The organism is Kitasatospora sp. NPDC058406, assembly GCF_042722765.1.
Taxonomy (GTDB): domain Bacteria; phylum Actinomycetota; class Actinomycetes; order Streptomycetales; family Streptomycetaceae; genus Kitasatospora.
Genome location: NZ_JBHXKE010000026.1, coordinates 1 through 21,291, shown reverse-complemented (window position 1 = coordinate 21,291; position 21,291 = coordinate 1). Strand labels below are relative to the sequence as shown.

At 70.5% G+C, this 21,291-nt stretch carries 16 protein-coding genes; 6 read left to right on the top strand and 10 right to left on the bottom strand.

What is annotated here, in order from left to right:
* Window positions 1-441: 441 nt before the first annotated feature.
* The 7 genes from ACFWOG_RS07890 to ACFWOG_RS07860 all read right to left on the bottom strand — a co-directional run bounded on the left by ACFWOG_RS07890 (window position 442) and on the right by ACFWOG_RS07860 (window position 10,224).
* Window positions 442-1,527 carry a ThiF family adenylyltransferase gene (locus ACFWOG_RS07890; protein ID WP_329952292.1) on the bottom strand — a complete coding sequence of 362 codons (1,086 nt, stop codon included), beginning with the start codon at window positions 1,525-1,527 and terminating at the stop codon, window positions 442-444.
* A gap of 230 nt (window positions 1,528-1,757) precedes the next feature.
* A complete protein-coding gene (locus tag ACFWOG_RS07885; protein ID WP_380355865.1) occupies window positions 1,758-3,614 on the bottom strand; it encodes a TniQ family protein in 1,857 nt (618 codons plus the stop codon).
* A gap of 45 nt (window positions 3,615-3,659) precedes the next feature.
* Entirely contained in the window at window positions 3,660-4,934 is a 1,275-nt protein-coding gene (locus ACFWOG_RS07880; protein WP_380355863.1) for a TniB family NTP-binding protein, read from the bottom strand.
* Window positions 4,931-7,216, bottom strand: a complete 2,286-nt coding sequence (locus ACFWOG_RS07875) for a transposase (protein ID WP_380355910.1) — start codon at window positions 7,214-7,216, stop codon at window positions 4,931-4,933. The genes ACFWOG_RS07880 and ACFWOG_RS07875 overlap by 4 nt, the downstream gene beginning before the upstream one ends.
* Complete coding sequence (locus ACFWOG_RS07870) at window positions 7,216-8,052, bottom strand: TnsA-like heteromeric transposase endonuclease subunit (RefSeq protein ID WP_380355861.1); 837 nt, start codon at window positions 8,050-8,052, stop codon at window positions 7,216-7,218. Before ACFWOG_RS07870 ends, ACFWOG_RS07875 begins: the two co-directional genes overlap by 1 nt.
* A 140-nt stretch (window positions 8,053-8,192) precedes the next feature.
* Window positions 8,193-9,626: a HEPN domain-containing protein gene (locus ACFWOG_RS07865; RefSeq protein ID WP_380355858.1), complete on the bottom strand. Its 1,434-nt coding sequence runs from the start codon at window positions 9,624-9,626 to the stop codon at window positions 8,193-8,195.
* Window positions 9,627-9,864: 238 nt separating this feature from the next.
* The gene (locus ACFWOG_RS07860) at window positions 9,865-10,224 is read right to left on the bottom strand and encodes a hypothetical protein (protein WP_380355855.1); all 360 of its coding nucleotides are present in this window, start codon (window positions 10,222-10,224) and stop codon (window positions 9,865-9,867) included.
* Between the two features lie 388 nt (window positions 10,225-10,612).
* On the opposite strand from ACFWOG_RS07860, the gene ACFWOG_RS07855 reads away from it, so the two are divergent.
* Window positions 10,613-11,308: a M48 family metallopeptidase gene (locus ACFWOG_RS07855; RefSeq protein WP_329883142.1), complete on the top strand. Its 696-nt coding sequence runs from the start codon at window positions 10,613-10,615 to the stop codon at window positions 11,306-11,308.
* A 129-nt stretch (window positions 11,309-11,437) separates the two neighbouring features.
* Here ACFWOG_RS07855 and ACFWOG_RS07850 read toward each other — a convergent pair whose 3' ends face one another.
* Both ACFWOG_RS07850 and ACFWOG_RS07845 read right to left on the bottom strand, forming a co-directional pair.
* A complete protein-coding gene (locus tag ACFWOG_RS07850; protein ID WP_380355853.1) occupies window positions 11,438-12,073 on the bottom strand; it encodes an NUDIX hydrolase in 636 nt (211 codons plus the stop codon).
* Window positions 12,070-13,629 (bottom strand): zinc-dependent metalloprotease, encoded by a 1,560-nt coding sequence (locus ACFWOG_RS07845; RefSeq protein WP_329952290.1) that lies wholly within the window; start codon window positions 13,627-13,629, stop codon window positions 12,070-12,072. Before ACFWOG_RS07845 ends, ACFWOG_RS07850 begins: the two co-directional genes overlap by 4 nt.
* 209 nt (window positions 13,630-13,838) lie before the next feature.
* Between ACFWOG_RS07845 and ACFWOG_RS07840 the strand changes: the two genes are divergently transcribed.
* The 4 genes from ACFWOG_RS07840 (at window position 13,839) to ACFWOG_RS07825 (ending at window position 17,142) form a co-directional block, all read left to right on the top strand.
* Window positions 13,839-14,987, top strand: coding sequence for an NAD-dependent epimerase/dehydratase family protein (locus ACFWOG_RS07840; RefSeq protein WP_380355850.1), 1,149 nt, complete (start codon window positions 13,839-13,841; stop codon window positions 14,985-14,987).
* Between the two features lie 205 nt (window positions 14,988-15,192).
* Entirely contained in the window at window positions 15,193-15,633 is a 441-nt protein-coding gene (locus ACFWOG_RS07835) for a molybdenum cofactor biosynthesis protein MoaE (RefSeq protein WP_380355848.1), read from the top strand.
* Between the two features lie 201 nt (window positions 15,634-15,834).
* Entirely contained in the window at window positions 15,835-16,023 is a 189-nt protein-coding gene (locus ACFWOG_RS07830) for a hypothetical protein (protein ID WP_329883138.1), read from the top strand.
* A gap of 42 nt (window positions 16,024-16,065) precedes the next feature.
* A complete protein-coding gene (locus ACFWOG_RS07825) occupies window positions 16,066-17,142 on the top strand; it encodes a PDZ domain-containing protein (RefSeq protein WP_329952289.1) in 1,077 nt (358 codons plus the stop codon).
* A 146-nt stretch (window positions 17,143-17,288) separates the two neighbouring features.
* Here ACFWOG_RS07825 and ACFWOG_RS07820 read toward each other — a convergent pair whose 3' ends face one another.
* On the bottom strand, window positions 17,289-17,852 hold the full coding sequence (locus tag ACFWOG_RS07820) for a PPA1309 family protein (RefSeq protein WP_329883136.1): 564 nt from the start codon (window positions 17,850-17,852) through the stop codon (window positions 17,289-17,291).
* A gap of 285 nt (window positions 17,853-18,137) precedes the next feature.
* On the opposite strand from ACFWOG_RS07820, the gene ACFWOG_RS07815 reads away from it, so the two are divergent.
* Entirely contained in the window at window positions 18,138-21,164 is a 3,027-nt protein-coding gene (locus tag ACFWOG_RS07815; protein ID WP_329952288.1) for a UPF0182 family protein, read from the top strand.
* Window positions 21,165-21,291: the final 127 nt, after the last annotated feature.

Genomic DNA, 21,291 nt, shown 5'->3' with positions numbered 1-21,291 from the left:
CCCACTCCGGGGGCGGGGGGGGGGGCCCCACCCCCCATCCGCGGGGGGGGGGGGGGGGGGGCCGGGGGGGTCGGGGCTGGGCCTTTCCGCGCTTCGGGGCCCACCCCCCACCCCCTCCCACCCACCCGCCTCTCGTGTCTCCTGACGACCCTTCCGTCCCACGCCTTCCGTCCCACGCCCATCACCCATCACCCATCACCCATCGCCGGGTGCCCGGACCGGGTACCCGGCATCGGGTCATCACTCGGCGCCCGGTACTCGGTCGGCACCCGGCACCCACGGCGGGGCGCCCGGCGGAACGGCGCAGGCACCCGGCGGCCGGGGGTTCGGACCGGTGGCGGTGGGGACGGCCGTCTCACCCACCGGTCGGTCCTCGGCCCGGCCGGGCCGACTCGCCGTTCCCTCCCTCTCCTCCTTCTCCTTGCTCCCTCGGCGGCGGACTCAGTGCGGCGGCGTCGGCTGCCAGAGGCACCCGCAGTCCGCGTGGCCCTTGAGCCGCAGACGACGCGGCATTCCGTCGACGGCGGACACCTCGCACCAGCCGTCGATGCTCGGTGGCCGGCCGCCGTCCAGGAAGATCTGGACGTGCAGCGCCGCGAGTCCGGCGACGGCGGTCGCGAGTGCGGTGTCGCAGGCCGGTGTCCGGGCCCGCCCCGGGCCGTCGTCGGCGAGCTGGGCGAGGATGCGCGGCCAGGCCGCGTCCTCGTCCTCCCGGGCCAGCACCAGACAGTGGCCGCAGGCCGACACCCCCGGCACCACCAGCGGGCCGACGACGCCGAACTCCTCCACGACCCCGACGTACAGGTGCGGTACCCCGGCGCGGAGCAGCTCGCGGGCCTGGGGCGTTCCGCCGGCGAACGCCCCACTGCCGTCCCGGGGTGTCAGCACCACCAGGTCGGGAAGCCCGGGTCTCGGCCGTCGGCTGCGCCGGGCCGGGTGCCTGGCGCAGGCCCGGTCGACGGCCTCGCGGGCGGCGGTGGCCCGTAGCCGCCCGACCTCTCCCGGTGGCAGGCCGGCGGGGGAGGTGTCGGCGGGGGTGACCCGGCCGGAGTCCACCACGGTGACCGCTCCGGTGCCGCCGGCCGCGAGCACGGCCGCCAGGGCCGCGCCGATGCGCCCGGCGCCGCGGACCTCCACCGCATGGTCGGCCCGGTGGGCCAGCACGGCGGGAGCGGCGCCGGGGGTGGAGTGGATCAGGGAGAGCGAGGCGAGGTCGGGGCCGAGCAACTCGCGGTGCGGCTGGGGGAAGCGGGCGAGCGCCCGGTCGGCGGCCTCGGCGTCGTCGAGCACCCCGGCCTCCTCCAGCAGGTCGAGCACGGTGTCGGCGGGCTCGCGCCCGAAGCCGGTCCGCTCGCCCTCGGCGAGCAGGGCGGGGCGGTCGCGCGTCCCGTCGACCAGTCCGAGGAAGTCACAGAGGGCCTGGTCGGCGCGGGCGAGGACGCCGGCGTGCCGGGAGACGGTGCCGAACTGCAGGGTGTCCGAGTCCCGCCAGCTGCGGGAGAGGGCGGGCTTGAGGGCGAGGCGCACGGCGGTCTTCCTTCCGATCGGTTCCGGACGGTCGACGTGTGACTGAACGCCATTGTTGGCGAACAGCGCGGAATGGTGGTGCCGTCTGGGACGGGTTTGTTCTAGCTGGTTGGCGAGTGTTGCTCAACACGGCTGGCAAACCTGTGGATAACTCGGTAACTCAACGTGGCCGGCGAGGTCGATGGCGATCCGCTAGTGTGATTGAATGCCTAATTATCGGATTCCGGGATTCAGATTTTGTCGGCGAGCGTTCGGGCGTGGGCTTCCAAAGCGGAGATGAGTCCGGAGCATCTGCTGTTAGGGTTCGCTCTGCTGCTTTCCCAGAATGTGAGCATCTGTAGTTCCGGTGACTCGCTGTGGAGGCGTCGCTCAGTTGACGCTTCGCCCGTGTTGAAGGGTGGAGCAAGCCGGTATTCGCTGCCGGTGATGCGGCTCCAGACGAATGCGGATGCGCAGTCGCGCTGGCGCCAGGCGGGGGAACGTAGGCCCTTGTGGAGATGGTTAAGGCTGGTCCAGGTTTCCTCGTCCAGTTCCCAGGACCTGAAGACGGTTCGCCGTGCGTGGTAGTCGGTTTTCTTGGTTTGGCTGGCGATATGGCTGGCGAGTCGGGTGAGAGCGGATGGGAAGTCGAAAGCTCGCCAGCGCCATGAAGCAGAGAGCGTTGCCAGTCGGCGGGGCTCCCGAGCGATCCAGCTTCGGGGAATTCCCAGATATTCGGCGGCTTCTTCGAATCCGAGTCCGGTGGCGGCCTGGATGAGCTGGACGGCGACTTGCCGTTGCAGCATTCGGGTGCGGGAGCGCGGGGGGAGTTCTTCTCCGGTGAAAACTGCGAACCAGGATTCGGGGATCTCCTGCGGAATATGTTCAGGGCCGTACCCTCGCCAGCAGACGGGGATGAGGGACGTAGCGGCGGAATCCTGCCAGTGGGCGCCCGGATCGGGACGTTGGGCTGCTGCCAGTTTCCGGGCCGCGTGTGCTGCGGGTAGGGGGTTGACGACTCCGTGGAGCTGGGTGCGGAAGGTGTCCGAACAGTCGTAGGTGATGGTTCGCCGGATGTCGCCCCAGCGTTGTCCTTCGAGTGCCGGGGCGCCGTTCAGCAGCGCCGACAGGGTGGCCAGGAGCTCTGGGGCGGGCAAGGTGGCCAGGTGGGCGGCAGCGAACAGCAGTGCTGCGGTGGCCGGAACGGAGGTGGGTGGGGCACTCCAGGCGATAGCGGCCGTGCGTCCTCGGTCGGGTTTGTCTGCGATGTGGTCCAGACGGCCGATGTGGTCGTCCAGAGCCCCTGCGACTTCGGCAGGGACGGCGTCGGCTGCGGCCGGCCAGGTTGCTTGGACGATGGTGGCAGCGACCTGAAGGTCCGCGAGGTACTCAAAGGCGGTTCTTGAGTCGGTCCTGGGCGTGAGGAGTGCCAGCAGGTCGGCTTGGAGGCGGACGAGTGCGGGTGTCAGGGCGGGACCGGTGGCGTTTGCGTCGAGCCGGTGGCCGCAGCTGTCCTGATGGGGTGCTCCGGTGGGGGTGTTGCGGCACTGGGCAGGGTGGAGGCCTCGGCGCGCGGGTGTGGGCAGCAGCCGCAGTGGGGCGGCCGGATAGCCGCTGAAGGCCAGAAGGCCGCAAGCCGGGCAGCTGTCCTTCAGGAGGACGCCGTGTTCCAGGCAGGCGAACGTGATGCCCAGACGCCACTGGCGTTTCCAGGGCCCTCCGTGCTCGGCCTGGATCGCGGAGCCGTCACCCGCCAAGCAGCGGGGGCAGTAGCGGGAGTAGAAGGCGAGGATCCAGTGGGGGAAGACAGCCCGTGGCCGCAGGCCGACAGCCTGGTGTCCTCCGCGGAGCGCTCGGCGGACGGCTGGATGGCGGTCGACGAGGGGAGAAAAGGTGAGCGCTTGCGCGGCGTCGGAGCCGACTCTGGTCGCTGTGCAGAAAGCCAGTAGCCGGGACTCCTCCAGCATCAGAAGGTGGCCTGCCGGTGCGATCGTGCCGTTGGCGCGGTGGCCTGTCGTCAGCCCGGTTCGCCTGATGATCTCGCCGGGCGAGCGGTCCAGGCGGTGAGCCAAGCGAAGGATGAACCCGGGCATACTCTCGTCCGGCATCGGGATGAGACTTCTGGGCATTGGCGCGGGGAGGGGCACGGGGGGTCAGCCCGCTTCCTCGGCCGGGGCGGCCAGCGGGCCTTGATCGTCGAAGACGCTGTTGCGGCTCTTGCGCGGCTTCTTCTTGCCGACGGCCGCTGTCATGGCGGCCGGATCGGCTCCGTCGTCGGGGACGCCCCGGCCGATGACGATCTGGTCGAGGAGCGCCTGGTCGATCGTTTCCCTGCCGGTGGCCATAGCTTCCTGTGCACCGTCCTCGATGAGGCGGCTGAGCAGGCCGATGACGCCTTCGGTGCGTCGCATCAGGTATTCGGGCATCCCGTCGCCAGTGAGCATTCCCTCCTCCGCCTTCAGCAGCCGAAGGTGGGCCTCAATGCCGTGCAGGTGGCTGACGAAGGCGTCCATCTCGGCGGGCGTCGCGTAGTGGAAGCGGTCGAGTTCGACGAGTTCGAAGCGGCGCTCGATCTGGGTGACCTCCAGACCGTGGACGCGGGTGGACTCCAGCGGCGGCAGCGTCCACTGACCGGTGTGGCGGTTGCGTGAGGCTTCCCGCAGCAGGCCGGTGCCGGGGATGTTGACGCCGACCAGGATCAGCGTGACGTTGAAGCTCATCAACGCGCGGACCAGGTCCAGGACGTCCTGGTCGTCGGCGCGGTGCATCCGCAGGCGGTTGACGTCGTCGATGATCAGCGCCTTGACGCCGTGGTCCCGCAGGGAGTCTGCGACCTGACGGATCAGCTGCGGCAGCGTCATGTTCCAGCGCTCGGGTCCGAAGAAGTTCAGGATCGATTCGCAGAGGCTCTTCGGCGTCGCGGTGACGGGCGTCTGGACATAGACCACCGGCGCGTGGAGGTCGTTGGTGCCCTCGACAGCGTCGGGGTTTAGGTAGTCGTGCAGAGCCAGCCATTGATCCTCGAACGCGGCGGCGACGGAGGAGACGGTGGCGGTCTTGCCGTGGTTGCCCCAGCCGCTGACCATCACCCCGGGCATGGTCGGGCTGTCCTGCCGGAGTGTGTTGCCCTGCAGGCGCCGGTCGATCAGCCGGGTAACCTTCCGCAGCATCGGCGTTTCCTGAACGGGAAGGTTCATGTTCGTCAGCCGCCGGTAGATGTCGTAGTCCGACCTGCGCTCCGGGGGCAGCAGCTTCCACTGCCGGACGGTCAGCGGGGGTGGCGGGAGAAGCTGCCCGCGGGCGGCCCGGTAGTGCTGCCAGCCCGCGTGGGTGTGTCGGTGCGGGGCGCTCGCCAGGATCAGTGAGGCGATCCGCTCCCGGCCGGGCAGGCCCGCTACGACTCCGGCGGCGAGATCGTCATCGTTCACGCGTTCTCCAAGGTCATCGTGCCGTCGCCGTCTTCGTCGTCCAGCGCGGGCGGCGCCAGGAACAGGTGGCCGCGCCTTAGCGAGTCGTCCAGCAGCCGGGGAACGGCCCGGCTTGCGCCGGCCTCCTGCCTCTCCTCCCGGCGCCGACGGCGGTCGGCGTCTACGGCCAGGGTGACGGAGCGGGTGCGCTCGGCCCAAGGCACGGGCTCCGACGGCGGGAGGCCTGCTGTCCGGTCCGCCTCGGCGGCCTCAGCGCGGGAGATCTCCCGCGAACGAGCGATCTTCTCCCGGTGGGCTGTCTTCTTCGACACCGCCTCGCGCCGGGTCGGCCACTGCGCGATGGGAGCGACTTCGCTCAGGATCTCCAGCAGCACCGGCAGTAGTTCGGCCTCGCTGCGGGGCACGAGCCCCCTGCGTCGAACTGTCTCCAGCAGGTCCTCCGCGCTCCTGTCGGAGAACGCCGGGACCTCGCCCTCGGGAGCGAGCCCGCTCCAGCGCAGGACGTGCCAGAGATCGGGGGAGTCAGGATCCTGGAAGAAAACCTGACGCCGGTCCCTTCGGTCACTGTGGACCACCCACTTGCCAGAGTGTCGGCCGCCGCGTGTGGAGGGCCGGTGGAAACGGTCCTCGTCCAGGATGTTGTGGTGATACCAGAGTCCGAGGATCTTGACCCCGCGGCGGGCGTGCACCTTGACGTGGTGCCTGCGCAGGACCTGGTAGTAGAGCTCGGGACCAGGGATCTGCATCGACCAGCCGCCCTGGTCCATTGCGGCGGCGAACAGCGAGTTGGGGCTGTGCTCCTCGCCCGGCCCCCAGGCCGGCGCGTACTCGCCCAGCCGATGGTTCTGCCAGACCTTCACGATCCAGGTCGCGATCAGGTGCTCCATCTGCTTGAGCGTCAGGACCGCGTCGCCCTCCGGATCCGCTCCCCGGTCTGCGACATCGGTGCCGGTGAAGCCTCGCAGGTGCTCGAACAGCATGGTCTTGATCGCGGAGAACGCCCGCTCGACGGGGAACTTGTCGGTGGCCCGAAAGGCCCGGGCAGGCAGAATGTTGCAGCCCAGCACCCGCTCGGCCTCCACCACCGCGTGGCTCTTGTAGATGCTCCCGTGGTCGGTCGTCACGGTCTCCGGGGCGAAGAACGGCAGCGCGGCGACCTTGTGTCCGGCGAACTCGGTCACGATCTCCGCTGGGACACCCGGGTATGGCCACTCCATCTCCTCGCCCCAGTCCTGGCGCATCGGCAGTGGCAGCATCACGTCCCGCAGCAGCATCGCAATGTCCACGGACGTGTCCGAGGCCAACGTCAGGCGGAACGCCGGGATCGAATGCGAGTAGATGTCGAGTGCCAGGGTCAGCGTCGCGCCAACCGCCTCCCCGAAGACACTCTCACGCAGCTTCACCGGCATCGGGGTCGAGTCCAGGGCCAGCACCTGACCCGGGCGGTGGACCACCAGACGCCGGCCGACTCCCGCAGCCTCCGCCTGCGCTGCCGACCGTTCGTAACGGGCCCGCGCGCCGCCGGAGCCGAACCACTCCGCCCAGACCCGGGTCAGCGTCATCCGGCTCGGCACGTCCTCGGCCGGGAAGTCGGGAAACGTCTCCGCGATGTACTGGTGCATCAACCGGTGGCGGGCGGACATACTGATCCGGGCGCGGTCCTCGCACTCCTTCCTCACCGCGAAGATCGCCTCCCTGACCTCCTCAGTGACACTCCGCCGCCCCGTTCGCCGACGGGTCCACCGGCCGTCCGCGCAGGCCAGCAGCAGGCTCTCTCCACTCGCCCGCGACAGGCGCTGCAACGTTCGCTCACTCATGGAGCTCAGGCCCAGGATCGAAGCCTCACCCGGCGGCATGGCCGCCAGTTCCGCGGCCTTCGCCCGTCGCCGCTCGGTCAGCGTCGTTGCTTCCGGATCGTAGGCGGGCCGCGGCTCGCCCGGCCGTGCCCGCGACCAGTGCCCGCCGCGGAAGCCCGTCATCGCCTCCAGCACGTGCTCGGCCCGGATCCGGGCCTGCTCTGCCTGCTGGTCGGTCAGGTCCGCGAGCGCGACTGGTTGACCGGAGCCGACCTGAGCCCGGCCCGGGAGAACTCCATCCTTTAGCACCCGGACATCCGGATGGTGGATCAGCCAGCGGATCGACCGCGTCTCGACCCGCCCCCGACCGTCGGCCAGGACCACGGCGCCCGAACCGGCCTCCACCGCCTCGACCCTCCACTCGACGCCGTTCAGCACCAACCGCCCGCCCGGCGCCAGTTCAAGGAGTCCGCGGCCCGCACTCATCACGTCGCCCAGTGGGGTGCCGACCCCAGCCAGACCAGCGAGCCGTCACCCAGCGGAATCCCCAGATCGACCGCGAGACGACGGTGCCAGAGCAGATGAGTGACGTGGGCGCGGGCCACCGCCGCCAGACGCGTCCCCGCCGCCAGCGCGCCGAACGCCACCGGGCCGCGTGACGCCGCCTCCAGGAGCTGACCCTGCAACCCCAACTGGTCCTTCAACGGACGGCGCTGCGACGACAGGTGGTCCAGCACGCCGTGGACGTGGGGCCGCCAGCCCGCCACCACCACGTACTGCCAGCCGCAGGCCGCCGCCGTCTCGCGGGTCGCCGCGAACCTGAGTGCGTCGTCGTCCCCGATCCGGCCCGCCGGACGGACGTCCGCCAGCACCGTCGCCCCGCCGGGAAGCACGGCCAGGAAGTCCGGGACATGCCGGCCCCGCCCGCCCTCGTGCTCGAAGTCCAGCCGGAACGGCTGGGGCAGCACCTCGACAACTCCGAGGAAGTCCAGTGCCAGCAGGAGCCGTTGCTCCTCCAACGACTCGAAGCCGTGATGCCTGCCGGTCGAGACCATGAACTGCAGACCCGGACGGTGTCGCTGGCGGGCCCGCCAGGTGAACCGGCGGACCGGCCGCGAGCCCAGCACCGGCACCGAACCCAGATCCCGAACGGGCCAGGCGACCTGGCCGCCGTCGAAGAGCCACGTCGTGGTCCACCGCCGCGGCCAGGACTCACCGAGCACCAGCTGTTGGCGGAAAATCGCATCACTTGTGAACGGGCTGATCAGCGCGTCGAGATCACACACATCCGAACGGATCCCGGGCCCGGTCCGCGTACTCATGCACCCACCCCAGCAGTTCTCGACCCCAGGCGTGGCAAGGATTCACGAAAGAGACTGCAGACGGGACCACGTTCACCCGATCCAGTGAAGAGCCGCAGGTCCGATGTGCTCGACGGAGGCTCCTCGAATCGCGACCCTGGCTATGACCCCATGGTGGCGCGCAAGGCGCCCCAGTCGGCCACCGACTGGCGCATAAGGGCGCGGTAGCGCGGATCCTTGCTCAGCAGCTCGATGAGTGCGTGATCCTGCGGAAGCCCGGCCTCGGTCAGGAGCCGCAACCGAATGACGGCAAGAGTGATTTGGAGCACGCCGCTGAGGGCCCCTGGGTCATGCTCGATTCGGTGCTTGGTTTGGTACCCATGGCTGAGTGCATTGCGGACAGTGGCGGCAATAGCCGCCCAATCCTTGACCTGCCCATCGAAGAACCATGCGCAGAATTCTTCGCCCAACTCCTGAGCCAGTTGCAGGAGCCTGGCCTCCAAGGTGACCTCAGTCATCTTCACGGCAGACACGACCTTCCGCCGCTCCTCGCTGTTCAGTCCCCCAGCGACCTTGAGGGCCTCGCGCACCTTCTCTGCAAAGCCCGAGCTGGACGGTTCTGCGTGAAGTTCCCGGTGAAGCGACTCGGCCGCGTTGACCGCTTCCACGACTTGGATTTGGAAAGAGCCTGCCTGACTGGTCGGTGCCGCAACGGAAACCGGGACGACAGAACGCGACGAAGTGCTGATCCATTTTGCAATGAACTCCGACGCCTGAACATCCTTTGCCGTGAAGAAAGGGAATTCCCTAATGGCATCTTTCTCATGCTTGCTTTCGATTACGTCCGGGTCGAACGAAATCGGTAGAAGTGCCGCATGGGATGAATATTCAGAGTTCGCGTCAGGATGCGGTCGGAGTCGTAGGTTAAAGTACTCGACGCGACGGTCAAAGATGATCGCAAGAAGAGCTTGCAGTGGAATCACGGCTTGCTCTAGGAGTTCTTCGAGTGTGAAACCTGCCTCGCGTTCGACCGCCACGACCACCCGTTCTGTCAAGGAATGGCTGCGACGGCCATGTCCCCCGCTCCCGAGTGCCGTGATGGTGACCGTCATCCCGTTGTCGCACTCCGCGACCGTCGGCTCGGGCGGCCTGTAACCAACGATGTCGGTCGGCGCGTCAGAGCCTTGCAGTGCACTGAACGGCCACCACTCAGAAAGGCCGGACAGCTCGAACGAGGCGCGGCTGTAGATGGTGTCCTCGGACAGGGCGTCACCGTCCAGGAGGCTGAACCCGAACCAAGTTTGGGAGAACTGATCATCCGCTTGATCGCTTTGGTCCCTCGGTCCCGGAATGTGGATGCTCGGGCCATTTGTGTGGGAGAGGTAGCTGTCCCGAAGCGTGTAGCGCTTCCCTGAGCACGCGCCGTAGATGGTTGCAGGCGGCACGAGGGAAAGTTGATCTTCCCACTGTTGGTTGACTCGTAGCGTGCCGATGAGATCGAGCTGCCATCGCTCACCGGCTCGGGCGAGCGTGCCAGGCACTCGGACGCTGGGATCGTCATCGGTCCACCAAACACCGCTGCGTGACTCGATCATGGCGACAGCTTAGTTCGGGATTGTGTGACAAAAGGGGCTTCGCGCCAGCCGCCCGGATGGCGTCGATCTGAGCCTGGACAAGCTAGTTGGAACCAGTAGGGCTCGGCGGGCTGGTGGTCTCTGGCCGATGGGTCACGCTTGTTGGCACCAAGCGGTCACGCTTCTTGCAACCAACCCCGAGTTGCCAGTCCTCTCGTCGCCAGTTCGGAAGGGGCCGACCGAGCTGCACAGCCTGGACTCAGGGCCTCAGCAGGTCGGCGCCAGGCAGTAGGTCCCGCAGTTCGGCAGGCACATTGGGCGCATCTCGCCAGGCGCCTGCGATCGCGAGAAGCGCCTCCCACGCGACCTCGGCGGCGGCGCCAGGCTGACCAGTGTCGAGTTCGGCGAACAGCCGCTTGCAGAGGACGTTGGTGACGTCATACAGGGCGCCCGAGGCACGGGCCGCATCGGCCACGCCCGAGTCCGAAGCCTGAGGCAGCTCGTCAGGAAGCCGAATGGCAACCGAACCAGCGGAGTAACTCCGCCCATGAACGAAGCCCCGCAGAGCGCTGAGTTGATCTCGGGTCGGCAGGGACGGCTGGACAGGGCGCTCGGTCACGAACCGACTCTATCGATGCCGTCCCTGCCTGCCACGCCTGATGCCGGTTCCAACTCTCGTGACCAGGTTCCAACTAGCGCGTCATGGCTCACGATCACGCAGGGTGTCGACCGCGCAGCTGTGCCAACAAGCGTGAGCATCCGCCAACAAGGCTGAGCAGTCACACGACGGCAGCATGCCCGATCGGGGTGCCGGGGTGCGCTGCGTTGTCCACAGGCTCGGGTGCATGATCGGATCATTCGTCCGCATACCCTGTGGATAACTTGACGTCCGGTGCGAGGTCGGATTCCGGACACCTTCTGTCGGCCTTTCGTTCCCGATCGCTCCACGAAACATTTCGGCCACGGCAGCGGACTTCTGTCAGGGGTACCGGGTAACGTCGTGTGCCATGGCAGCCGAACGGGACTCCCATCCCCAGGCGTCGCCTCGGCGTGCCCGTGCAGCGTCCGGGTCGCAAGTGGCGGCGCCGAGTACGCGCGGGCGTCCGGAGCAGCAACCAGGGGCCGCGCGGTCGGAGCCGTTCGACCGTTCCCGGGTGGAGGTGCGGCGCAGCGCCCGGCGCAGCCGGACGGTCTCCGCGTACCGGGAGGGCGACCGCACCATCGTGCTGATCCCGGCCCGGATGTCGCACGCCGAGGAACAGCGCTGGGTCGCGCAGATGCTGGAGAAGCTCGCCGCCCAGGAGAGCCGCCGGGTGCTCGGTGACGACGCGCTGGTGGCGCGGGCCCGTGAGCTCTCCGCCGCCTACCTGGACGACCGGGCCGAGCCGGCCCAGGTGCGCTGGGTGACGAACCAGAACTCGCGGTGGGGTTCGTGTACCCCCAGTGAGCGGACGATCCGGCTCTCGCACCGTCTCCAGGGCATGCCGGAGTACGTCGTCGACTACGTGCTGCTGCACGAGCTGGCGCATCTGCTGGTGCCGGACCACGGGCCGGCCTTCTGGGCGCTGCTGGAGGCCTATCCGAGGACGGAGCGGGCCCGCGGCTACCTGGAGGGCGTGGTGTCGGCGGCCCGGCTGCCGCACATTCCGGGGGCGCGGCACGCGGGTCCGCCGGACTCGGAACCGGCCGGTTCCTGCGGCTGAGGCGGTGGCCCCGCGGCTCGCGGGAGCCGCGGCGGACACAGGTGCGGAGTCAGGCACGGAAGAAGGGCGTGGGCCGTTGTGGCCCACGCCCCTTTTCCTGGTCCGGACGCCCCCGAACGCCTCAACCGGTCAACCGGTCAGCTGCCGGGCGCGGGCGACGAGGTCGCGCACCGATCCGTCCGTGAGGTCGGGCAGTGCGTCGAAGTCGAACCAGCGGAGGTCGAGCGACTCCTCGCTGATCAGGGCCAGGGAGCCGGGAGGCGCCACCGCGACGTACTGGACGTCGAGGTGGGTGTTCTCCGGCCGGTCCTTGCCGGTGCAGCGCACCTGGTGCCGGTCGAGCTTGACCGGGACGGGCGCGCCGTCCTGCGTCAGGAGCGTGAGGCCGGGGATGCCGGACTCCTCGGTGGCCTCGCGCAGCGCGGCGGCGGCGAGGTCGCGGTCGCCGGGCTCGCAGTGGCCGCCCATTTGCAGCCACAGGCCGACCTTGGGGTGCAGGGTGAGCAGCACCCGTCCGGCGGCCGGGTCGACGACCGCCGCGCTGGCGGTGATGTGGGCGGGCAGGCAGGAGCGGAACAGGCCCTCGGGCTGTTCGGCGAGGTGCTGCAGGTAGTCGCGGCGCAGCCGCTCCTGGTCCGGGTCGGCGGGGCGCCAGCCGTCCAGGGCGCGGACGGCGTCCGCGTGCAGGGGGCCCGCCCCGGCGGCGCCGGCTTCCGTGCCGCCGGTGCTGCCCGTGCCGCCGGGGACCGTCTCGGTGACCGTCATGCGCCGGGCTCGCCCTTTCCGTCCTCGTCGTCGTTCTTCGTCAGGTCGGGCTTCGGGCCGGATCCCGGCTCGGCCGCCGGGCCGGACGTCCCGGTGCCGCCGCCTGCGGCGGCCTCCCCGAGGAGCTTGTCGATCGCGTCGAAGTCGAGACCGCCTTCGAGGCTGCCCGCGGTGTCCCGGTGCACGAAGGCGTCCGGGTCGTCGAGGTCGGCGGCGGTGGGCAGCATGTCCGGGTGCTGCCAGAGGTCGTCGCGGCCCTCGACGCCGCGGGCGTCGGCGAGCAGCGCCCAGAGCCGGGCGGCGTCGCGCAGGCGGCGCGGCCGCAGTTCGAGGCCGACGAGGGTGGCGAAGGTCTGCTCGGCGGGCCCGCCGGCCGCGCGGCGGCGGCGGACGGTCTCGCGCAGGGCGCCGGCCTGCGGAAGGTGGGGCTCGGCGGCGGCGTGCACGACGGCGTCGACCCAGCCCTCGACGAGTGCGAGCGCGGTCTCCAGGCGGGCGAGCGCGGCCTTCTGCTCGGGGGTGTCCTCGGGCTGGAGCAGGCCGCCGGCGAGCGCCTCCTGGAGGGCCTCGGGGTTGCTCGGGTCGAGCTGGCCGACCAGCTCCTCCATGCGGGTGGTGTCGACCTTGATGCCGCGGGCGTAGGCCTCGACGGCGCCGAGCAGGTGGGCGCGCAGCCACGGCACGTGGGCGAAGAGCCGCTGGTGGGCGGCCTCGCGCAGGGCGAGGTAGAGCCGGACCTCCTCGACGGGGACGTTCAGGCCCTCGCCGAACTCGGCGACGTTCTGCGGCAGCAGCGCGGCCTTGCCGGCGGGGGCGAGCGGCAGGCCGACGTCGGTGGAGCCGACCACCTCCGCGGCGAGCGCGCCGAGCGCCTGGCCGATCTGGGTGCCGAACATGGCGCCGCCCATGGAGCGCATCATGCCCATCAGCGGGCCGGCCATGGCCTGCATCTCCTCGGGCAGGACGCCGCCCATGGCGTTGCCGACGCGCTCGGCGACCGGGTCGACGAGGTCCTTCCAGACCGGAAGGGTGGCCTCGATCCACTCGGCGCGGCTCCAGGCGACGGCGGTACCGGCGCCGGACGGGAACTCGGTGGAGCCGTCGAGCCAGAGGTCGGCGAGGCGGACGGCCTCGGCGACGGCGGAGCGCTCGGTGGCGCTCACCGACCGGTCCTTGCTCTTGCCCTCGGCGGGCTCGGCGACGACCGTCTGCCGGGCGATGTCCTTGGCCAGCTCCCAGTTGACCGGGCCGCCCTCGAACGAGAGCATCTGACCGAGCTGCTGGAACGCGGCGCCGAGGTCGTTGGGGTTGAGGCCGCCGAACATGGCGGCGAAGGGGTTGTCGCCGGCGCCGGGGGCACCGGGGGTGCCCGGCCCGCCGGGCAGGCCGCCCATGCCGAAGAGCGCGCCGAACGGGTTGCCGGCACCGAAGCCGAAGGGCTGCGGGCCGCTCTGCTCGTCGCCGCCCTGGTCCTTCTTCTGCTCGTCTCCGGGCTTGGCCTTGCCGTCTTCGGGCTCCTCGGGCGGAACGCCGAATCCGAAGGGAAGGTCGCTCACGGGGTCCTCGATCCGGTCGGCCGTCATGCGGGTGGTGGCGGTGAAATCTGCAGGCCCGGGGCGGTCGGTGGAGTGGGGGACTCCCGGCCGGTGGGCGGCTCCCACGCGGCTGGTCCGCGCCGGGTGCACCGCCGGGCCTCCGCCTCGGGCAGGATGGACGTACGTGACACACGTACGTACGCACATAAGCTAACCGTGGAGGATGGCCGGTGAGTTCCCCGCCTTCGGACGTTCGCTCTGGGCTGACCGGAGGAGAGGACGCCCCGGACATCACGGCGTCGCCTCCTCCAGCCTATGACGGAAGACCCCTGACCGTGGCGGTCACGGGTGCCGCCGGCGTGCTCGGCGAGCGCGTCGCAGCCCGGCTGGTCGCCTCGCCGGGCGTGAAGAAAGTGCTCGCGGTGGACGACCGGCGCGGTGAGGTGCCGGGCGTCCAGTGGCGGGTCCTGGACGTGCGGGACCCCGCCGTCGCCGAGCGGCTGGCCGGCGTGGACGTGGTGGTCCACCTGGCGATGGACCTGGGCATGGAGTCGGACCCGCGGGCGCGCAGCGCCTACAACGTGCGGGGCGCGCAGACGGTGCTGACGGCCGCCGCGGCGGCCGGGGTGCACCGGGTGGTGCTCTGCACCTCCGCGATGGTCTACGGCGCGCTGGCCGACAACGAGGTCCCGCTGGCCGAGGACTCGGAGCTGCGGGCGACCGAGGAGGCCTCGCTGGTCGGGGACCTGCTGGAGATCGAGCGGCTGGCCCGGCGCGCGCCGCGGGCGCACCCGGGGCTGCAGGTGACGGTGCTGCGCCCGGCGGTGGTGGTGGGCCCCGGGGTCGACACGGTGCTGACCCGGCACTTCGAGGCGCCGCGGCTGCTGGTGGTCGCGGGTTCGCGGCCGTGCTGGCAGTTCTGCCACGTGGACGACCTGGCGGCGGCGCTGGAGTACGCGGCGCTGGGCCTGGTCGAGGGCGAGGTGACGGTCGGCTGTGACGGCTGGCTGGAGCAGGAGGACGTGGAGCGGCTGTCGGGGATCCGGCGGATGGAGCTCCCGGCCTCGCTCGCGCTGGGTACGGCGGCGCGGCTGCACCGGCTGGGGCTGACCCCGGCGCCGGCTGGTGACCTGGCGTACACGATGTACCCGTGGGTGGTGTCGGGCAGCCGGTTGCACGAGGCGGGCTGGCGGCCGACGTACACCAACGAGGAGGTGCTGGCGGAGCTGCTGGCGCAGGTGGCGGGGAAGCACGCGGTGGCCGGGCGCCGGCTGGGCGGCAAGGAGGCCGCGACCAGCCTGGGCGCGGCCGGGGCGACGGTGGCGCTGGTGGGTACGGCGGCGCTGGTGCGGCGGGCGCGGAAACGGCGCCGTTTCTGATCGGCGACGCGCCGACCGCGGTCGCCCCCGGGCCGCGGCCGGCCGCCCGGCTCCGGGTCCGGCCCCGGTCCGGGTAGCCCGGGGACTGGTCCGGGCCGGTCCGGAGGGTGGCTCACTCCGGGCCGTTTCTCACGATGCGAAATTCCTTCGTCGTGATGCGGAAAGCTCTTGCCCCGGACCACCCGGGATGGGGGATCATGGGGTCATGTCCGAGAACCACGACCCGATCCGCCTGCTCGCGATCCGCGACACCCCGCTCTCCGTCGACGAGGTGTACGACGCGGTGGGCGACGACGCGGCCGGCGGGACGACCGTCTTCGTCGGGACGGTCCGCGACCACGACGGCGGCAAGTCGGTCTCCGCACTGGAGTACAGCTGCCACCCCACGGCCGAGCAGGAGATGCGCCGGATCGCCGAGAAGATCGTCGCGGACTTCCCGGTCCGGGCGCTCGCCGCGGTCCACCGGATCGGCCGGCTGGAGATCACCGACAAGGCGGTGATCGTCGCCGTCTCCTGCGCCCACCGCGGCGAGGCGTTCGCCGCGGCCCGTCGGCTGATCGACGACCTCAAGCACGAGGTGCCGATCTGGAAGCACCAGGTCTTCGCCGACGGCGAGGAGGAGTGGGTCGGCGCCGGGAGCTGCTGACCAGCCCCCCGCAGCCCCGCCCCCCGCAGCCCCGCCGACGCGCAGGCGCGCCGGGCCCTCACTCGAACGGGTGTGGGCCTGTGCGCCGAATACTCCCTGGCAGTGAGCCGATCGGCCGTGCCGTAACCCGGAAGGCGCCGTCAACGTTGTCCGCCGGAGTGGTTAATCTGCTCATAGACACGACGAGCTGGGAGTACTGAGATGGCTGCGCTCGCCTGGTTGATCATTCCGGTTGTCGCCGCACTGCTCGCCGCCGTGTGGGCGGGGTGGGCCCAGAGGGCCCCCAGGGCGACGGGGGACCCGGCCTCACTGGCCGAACACAAGCGGTTCATGGCCGCGATGGAACGCACCACGACCGGCTCCGGTCCGGGCGAGCGCCCGGGCCGGTAGCCCGCCGGGCGTACCGTCGGCCGCGTCCCGTACTGTCGAGTCATGCCACGCCGCTCTGCGACGATGCTCGCCGCCACCCTGCTGCTCATAGCGCTGCTCTGTGTCTCGGTGCTGATGAAGGTGCCGTACACCGAGATGAGCCCGGGTCCGACGTACAACACGCTCGGGGTGCAGGAGAAGACGGGCACGCCGGTGATCACCATCACCGGCCACGAGTCGTTCCCGGCGAGCGGCCACCTCAACATGACCACCGTGCAGGTGACCGGGGCCAAGTACGAGCCCAGCCTGGTCAACGCGGTGATCGGCTGGCTGCGGGACGACGTGCTGGTGGTGCCGCACGACAACGTCTACCCCAAGGGGCAGACCGACGCCGAGGCCAAGCAGCAGAACGCCGAGGAGTTCGCGCTCTCCGAGGACCACGCCCGGACCGCGGCGCTCAAGCAGCTCGGCATCCCGATGGGCAGCGAGCTGATCGTCCAGGCCGTCACCGCCGGAGCCCCGGCCGAGGGCCGGCTGCACGCCGGCGACCAGATCGTCGCCGTCGACGGCACCGCGGTGGCCGACCCGGAGGGCGTGGCCAAGGCGGTCACCAAGCGCCAGCCCGGCGAGCAGGTGGTCTTCACCGTCGTGCCGCGGGTCAAGGAGGGCTCGGCCGAGCCGGGGGTGCGCACCGACATCACCGTCCCGACCGTGAAGTCGCCCGACAGCGGCTCCGCGATGGTCGGCATCCGTCCGGGCCTGAAGCACACCTACCCGTTCCGGATCGACATCGGGCTGCAGGACGTCGGCGGGCCCAGTGCCGGCCTGATGTTCTCGCTCGGCATCATCGACAAGCTGACGCCCGGCGACCTCACCGACGGCCGGTTCGTGGCCGGCACCGGCACCATCGACGACAACGGGGCGGTCGGGCCGATCGGCGGCATATCGATGAAGCTGATCGCCGCACGGGACGCCGGCGCCGAGTACTTCCTCACGCCGGCCGCCAACTGCGCCGAGGCGGGGAAGAACACCCCGGACGGGCTGACCCTGGTCAAGGCCGAGACGCTGGACGGCGCGCTGAAGTCGCTGGAGCAGATCCGCTCCGGGCAGACCTCCGCACTGCCGTCCTGCGCCGCGTAGCCGACCGACCGACCCACCGGCGGCCGGCCGGCCGGCCGGGCGGGCGATCGCGAGACCGGAAGACCTGAAGCTCGCGAGATCGTCGGACCGGCGTGCGGAAGACCGGTCAACCGGCCGGACGGCCGGGTGACCGGGTGGCCGTTGCGCTACGAGAAGGTCGCCAGCAGGGCCTCGGTCAGGCCCGGCACCAGGTCGGGGCCGGTCAGCACCTCGCGCGCGACGTCCTTGGACCGCAGCCGCAGCGCGACCTCCTTCTTCCCGCCGCGCAGCACGGCGGCGGTGATCCGCACCTCTTCGCGCTTGGGGTGGTTGGCCACCCAGTCGGCGAGCTGGGCGTCGCTGGCGTTGCGCGGGCGGGTCTGCTCGGAGCCGGGCGGCAGCATCAGCCGCTCGACCACCAGCGCGCAGCCGGCGACCGCGTCGGGCCAGGCGATGGTGCCGAGGAACTTGTCCAGCTCCATGCCGGCCGGCAGCTCGTCCTGCTCGACCGGGGTGAGGCCGGCCTCCTCGGTGTCGGCGAGGCCGAGCTGCTTGGCGATGCGCGGGTCGGCCTTGCGCAGGGCGGCGCTGTCCACCAGGGCGAACAGCCGGGCCGGGAGGTCCCAGCCGAGGGTGGCGGCGTACTCGTCGATCTCCAGGGCGGCCCGGGTCAGCGGGGTCGCGGCCGGGAGCGTGGAGACGTCGTCGGGGAGATTGGATCCATCGGACATGCCTCAATCCTCACACGCCGGGCGGGTCCGGCGGGCCCGGCGGTGCCGGGTCCCGCGCCGGGCGCGGTGCCGGGCGGTGCCGTGGGGAGCCCGTCGGGGGGCCGGACGGAGGCCGTCCGGGAGCCGTCCGGGAGCGCCGTGAGGTCCCCGCCGGCGGGGGAGCGGGGGCCGGCTGCGCTCGTAACCGTCTGCTAACGGTGGGAACTCGGCTAAAGCCTGGTTAAGTTGCACTGAAGACCGACCGACTCCAGACGACACAACTGAGGTGCCACCGTGGTATTCCAGATGCCGGAACGCTCAGGGCCGGGTTTCCGGCGCAGAGTAGGCCCGCCCTCCCGGCGGGCGCGAGTGCTCCTGCTGACCTTGGGAGTGCTCGCGGTCCTCTTCCTGCTGTTCGTCATGTTCGCCGGATTCTGGACGGACTGGCTCTGGTTCAAGTCGGTCCAGTACTCCTCGGTGTTCACCACCCAGCTCTGGACCAAGATCGGGCTGTTCGCGGTCTTCGGCCTGCTGATGGCGGTGATCGTCGGCTTCAACGTGTGGCTGGCGCACCGGCTGAGGCCGCCGCTGTCGGCGATGTCGGTCGAGCAGCAGAGCCTGGACCGCTACCGCTCGGGCCTGGCGCCGTTCAAGCGCTGGGCGCTGATCGGGATCTCGCTGGTGATCGGGCTGGTGGCGGGTGCCGCGGCCTCGGGCCAGTGGCGGACGTGGCTGCTGTGGACCAACGGGACCTCGTTCGGGGTCAAGGACCCGCAGTTCGGGCGGGACGTCTCGTTCTACGCCTTCGATCTGCCGTTCTACGAGTTCGTGCTGGGCTTCGCGTTCAGCGCGGTGATCGTCTCGCTGCTGACCTCGGTGCTGGTGCACTACCTGTACGGCGGGCTGCGGCTGCAGGGACCGGGCCGGCGGGCGAGCGTCGGTGCGCAGGGGCACCTGGCGGTGCTGCTGGGCATCTTCGTGCTGCTGAAGGCGGTGGCGTACTGGCTGGACCGGTACGCGCTGGCCGTGAAGACCGGCGCCTACCGGGAGGTCTCCGGCTGGACCGGCCTGCGGTACGTGGACGCCAACGCGTTCCTGCCGGCGAAGACGATCCTGTTCTTCGTCGCGATCATCTGCGCGGTGCTGTTCTTCCTGACCCCGGTGCGGCGCACCTGGGCCCCGGCCCTGATCGGGCTGGGCCTGATGGTGCTGTCGGCGGTGCTGATCGGCGGGGTGTACCCGGCGATCGTGCAGCAGTTCCAGGTCAAGCCGAACGAGCAGGCCAAGGAGACGCCCTACATCCAGAAGAACATCGACGCGACGCGCCAGGCGTACGGGATCTCGGACAGCCAGACGATCCCGTACACCCCGAAGGGCACGACCGACGCCGAGGCGCTGAAGCCGGACGCGCAGACCATCTCGGACATCCGGCTGATCGACCCGAACGTCGTCTCGCCGACCTTCCAGTCGATCGAGCAGCAGCGGTCGTACTACGCGTTCCCGCAGACCCTGGACGTGGACCGGTACGGCAAGGACGCGGGCGCCCAGGACACCGTGATCGGCCTGCGCGAGCTGGACCTCAACGGTGTGCAGCGGAACTGGATCAACGACCACTTCAAGTACACCCACGGCTACGGCGCGGTGGTGGCCAAGGGCAACCAGGTCAACGACAAGGGCCAGCCGGTCTTCACCGAGTCCGGCCTGCCGGCGACGGGTTCGCTGGGCGACTACCAGCAGCGGATCTACTACGGCGAGAAGACCTCCACGTACTCGATCGTGGGCGGCTCCAACCAGGAGATCGACTACACCACCGACTCCGGTGAGAACAAGCAGTACAAGTACACCGGCGGCAGCGGCGTCTCGCTGAACAACCCGCTGACCCGGGCCGCGTACGCGGTGAAGTTCGCCGAGCCGCAGATCCTCTACGCGGGGGCGATCACCGACGGCGCCAAGGTGATCTACGACCGGACGCCCAAGGAGCGGGTGGAGAAGGTCGCGCCGTGGCTGTCGATCGACGCCGACCCGTACCCGGTGGTGGAGAACGGCCGGGTGGTCTGGGTGCTGGACGGCTACACCACCTCGGACGGCTACCCCTTCTCGTCGAAGACGACGCTGGGCACGGCCACCAAGGACTCGCTGACCAACCAGCGCGGTGAGCTGCTGACCGTCGCCAACCAGGTCAACTACATCCGCAACTCGGTCAAGGCCACCGTGGACGCGTACACCGGCGAGGTGACGCTGTACCAGTGGGACGAGAACGACCCGGTGCTGAAGACCTGGATGAAGGCGTTCCCGGACACCGTGAAGGCCAAGGCGGAGATCCCGGGCACGCTGATGCCGCACCTGCGCTACCCGCAGGACATGTTCAAGGTGCAGCGCGACCTGCTGGGCCAGTACCACGTGACGGACGCCAACTCGTTCTTCAACGGCAGCGACATCTGGCAGGTCCCGGTGGACCCGACCAGCGACACCAAGCAGTTCCAGCCGCCGTACTACCTGACGGTGCGGATGCCGGACCCGGCGGTCACGTCGGCGAGCTTCTCGCTGACGACCACCTTCGTGCCGCGCGGCCGGGACAACCTGGCGGCGTTCATGGCCGTCAGCGCCGACCCGGGCCCGGACTACGGCAAGCTCCGGATCCTCAAGGTGCCGGGGGACTCCAAGACGCTCGGCCCCAACCTGGTGCAGTCGCAGTTCAACTCGCGGCAGGAGGTGGCGCAGCAGATCACCCTGCTGAAGAGCGGCGGTGACTCGGAGCTGGAGTACGGCAACCTGCTGACGCTGCCCGTCGGCGGCGGCCTGCTGAACGTCGAGCCGGTGTACGTCCGCGGGCGCGGCGCCAAGTACCCGACGCTGCAGAAGGTGCTGGCGGTCTACGGCAACGACAACGTGGCGTTCGAGAACACGCTGGAGGAGGCGCTGCGGAAGGTGTTCGCGGGCGCGGCGCCGGCGACCACGCCGACCGCACCCACCACGCCGACGAACCCGACGACGCCCACCAACCCGACGACGCCGACGAATCCGACGACGCCGGCGCCGGGGAGCACGGTCACGCCCGAGCTGCAGAAGGCGATGGCGGACGTGCTGAAGGCGCAGGGCGAGCTCGACAACGCCGCCAAGTCCGGTGACTGGGTGGCCGTCGGGCAGGCTCAGAAGGCGCAGAGCGAGGCGGCCAAGGCGCTGGCCGCGGCCTTGCAGAAGGCCGGTCTCGCGCCCGCGGCCGCGTCGGCGGGGCCCTCGCCCGGGGCTCCGTCGGGGGCTCCGTCGGGGACGCCCGCCCCGTCGGGCTCACCGGGGGCCACCCCGGCGCCAACGCCGAGCACCGGCCCCTGAGCCGCTGAGCTGCGGCGACCGATTTCTGTCCCACCCCGCGACCGTGTTATGGTTTGGCTACCGACGCGGGGTGGAGCAGCTCGGTAGCTCGCTGGGCTCATAACCCAGAGGTCGCAGGTTCAAATCC

What these genes read in the sequence shown, in the direction of transcription:
- ACFWOG_RS07885 (WP_380355865.1), bottom strand. Translation starts at nt 3,614, where the DNA reads ATGCCGGACGAGAGTATGCCCGGGTTCATCCTTCGCTTGGCTCACCGC.
- ACFWOG_RS07875 (WP_380355910.1), bottom strand. Translation starts at nt 7,216, where the DNA reads ATGAGTGCGGGCCGCGGACTCCTTGAACTGGCGCCGGGCGGGCGGTTG.
- ACFWOG_RS07870 (WP_380355861.1), bottom strand. Translation starts at nt 8,052, where the DNA reads ATGAGTACGCGGACCGGGCCCGGGATCCGTTCGGATGTGTGTGATCTC.
- ACFWOG_RS07865 (WP_380355858.1), bottom strand. Translation starts at nt 9,626, where the DNA reads ATGATCGAGTCACGCAGCGGTGTTTGGTGGACCGATGACGATCCCAGC.
- ACFWOG_RS07855 (WP_329883142.1), top strand. Translation starts at nt 10,613, where the DNA reads ATGGCAGCCGAACGGGACTCCCATCCCCAGGCGTCGCCTCGGCGTGCC.
- ACFWOG_RS07850 (WP_380355853.1), bottom strand. Translation starts at nt 12,073, where the DNA reads ATGACGGTCACCGAGACGGTCCCCGGCGGCACGGGCAGCACCGGCGGC.
- ACFWOG_RS07835 (WP_380355848.1), top strand. Translation starts at nt 15,193, where the DNA reads ATGTCCGAGAACCACGACCCGATCCGCCTGCTCGCGATCCGCGACACC.
- ACFWOG_RS07830 (WP_329883138.1), top strand. Translation starts at nt 15,835, where the DNA reads ATGGCTGCGCTCGCCTGGTTGATCATTCCGGTTGTCGCCGCACTGCTC.
- ACFWOG_RS07825 (WP_329952289.1), top strand. Translation starts at nt 16,066, where the DNA reads ATGCCACGCCGCTCTGCGACGATGCTCGCCGCCACCCTGCTGCTCATA.
- ACFWOG_RS07820 (WP_329883136.1), bottom strand. Translation starts at nt 17,852, where the DNA reads ATGTCCGATGGATCCAATCTCCCCGACGACGTCTCCACGCTCCCGGCC.
- ACFWOG_RS07815 (WP_329952288.1), top strand. Translation starts at nt 18,138, where the DNA reads ATGCCGGAACGCTCAGGGCCGGGTTTCCGGCGCAGAGTAGGCCCGCCC.